General features: G+C 70.1%; 1 protein-coding gene. It reads right to left on the bottom strand.

Going from position 1 to position 1,821, the window contains the following annotated elements:
- A partial coding sequence (locus tag MTP10_RS41805; protein ID WP_310717456.1) for a condensation domain-containing protein occupies nt 1-1,768 on the bottom strand: 1,768 nt, incomplete at its 3' end.
- Nucleotides 1,769-1,821: the final 53 nt, after the last annotated feature.

Here is a 1,821-nt window from a genome sequence, read left to right as displayed (position 1 = left end):
CCACCAAAACCCGAGCCAACCGATTAGCCCACCCATTCAACTCCCCATACGACAACTCCACCCCACCCACCACCAACGCCACCCCACCAGGAACCCGCCCAGCCTGAACCTCAAACAAACCACCAAAAGTCTGCTCGGGAACGGCGAGCTCGTTCTCGTGCTGATCGGCCACGAGCCGGCGCCATTCGCCGTCGTCCAGCACATTGAGCCGGCTCATCGGCGTGCCGGGGTCGTCCACCACCTGCGCCAGAACACGCAGGAACCGCGTGACGAGCATGTCCGCCGTGGCCTTGCCGAACATGTCGACGGCGTATTCCAGCGTGCCGTGCAGGCCCGCGGGCCGCCCGCCGTCGTCGAACCGCTCGGCCACCTCCATCGAGAGGTCGAACTTGGCGGTGCCTGTTCTGAGGACTTCCGTCTCGACGGCGAGACCGTCCAGGTCCGGGCGGGGTTCGGCGTTGTTCTGGAAGGCCAGCATCACCTGGAAGAGCGGATGCCGTCCCAGCATGCGCGAAGGGTTGAGCATCTCCACCAGATTCTCGAACGGAAGGTCCTGGTGGGCGTAGGCCTCCAGGTCCACCTCGCGTGCCCGGCCCACCAGCTCCCTGAAGCTGGGATCGCCACCGGTGTCCACGCGCAGCACCAGGGTGTTGACGAAGAACCCGACCAGATCGTCGAGCGCTTCGTCGATGCGGCCGGCGATCACTGTGCCCACCGGGATGTCGGTTCCCGCACCCATCCGGGTGAGCAGCGCCGCCAGGGCGGCGTGCACCACCATGAAGACCGTGGCGTGGCTCTTCCTGGCCAGGCGCAGCAGGCCGCGATGCACGTCGGCGTCGCACTCGAACCGCAGCACCTCGCCTCGGGAGCCGGAGCCCTCCGGCCGGAGCCGATCAGCGGGAAGCCGCAGCTCCTCGGGAAGGCCGGCCAGCTTGCCGGCCCAGTACTCCCGTTGCCTGCTGATCAGGCTGCCGGGGTCGTCCTCGCGCCCGGACAGCTCGTGCTGCCACAGCGCGTAGTCGGCGTACTGCACGGGCAGGGGCGCCTGGTCGGGGCCGGTGCCGCGGCGGCGCGCGAGGTAGGCCTGGGACAGATCATCGAGGAGGGGCGCCACCGACCAGCCGTCGCAGGCGATGTGGTGAACGACGAGCAGCAGCACATGGTCGTCAGGGGACACGGTGAAGAGGGACGCGCGCAGTGGCGGTTCGGCCGCCAGGTCGAACCCGCGGACCGCCGCCTGCCCGAGCGCCTCGGTCAGCGACGCCTCGTCCACCGTGACCTCGACCAGCCGCGGGCGGGCTGCGGCCAGGCTCAGGACCCGCTGGGCCGGGACACCGTCGACATCCGGGAAGACCGTCCGGAGGCTCTCGTGCCGGGCCACGACATCGCACAACGCCGCATCCAGCGCGCCGACGTCCAGCCGCCCCCTCATCCGCAGCGAGATCGGCACGTTGTACGTCGCGACGTCCGTCCCCAGGCGGTCCAGGAACCACAGCCGATGCTGCGCGAACGACAGCGGGACGGCCTCGGCGCGCGGGCGAGGAGCCAGCACGGTCCCCGAGGCCCCGTCGCCGGCCGCGAGCCCCCGGGCCAGATCCGCGGCGGTCGGGCGGTCGAAGACGGCTCCGACGGAAAGTCCCGCCCCCAGCGCGGCGCGTACGCGGCTGACCAGTTTCGTGGCCAGAAGCGAGTCTCCGCCGAGGTCGAAGAAGTTGTCGTCGACGCCGACCCGCTCCAACCCGAGCACCTCAGCGAACAGCCGGCACAACAACGCCTCCCGCTCACCACCCGGCCCGCGATCCGAGACCCGATAGCCAGGAA

The sequence above is a fragment of the Nonomuraea sp. 3-1Str genome (genome assembly GCF_031570565.1).
Classification (GTDB): Bacteria; Actinomycetota; Actinomycetes; order Streptosporangiales; family Streptosporangiaceae; genus Nonomuraea.
Note: the sequence above shows the minus strand (reverse complement) of the source record. Positions and strands in the feature narration are given on the sequence as shown.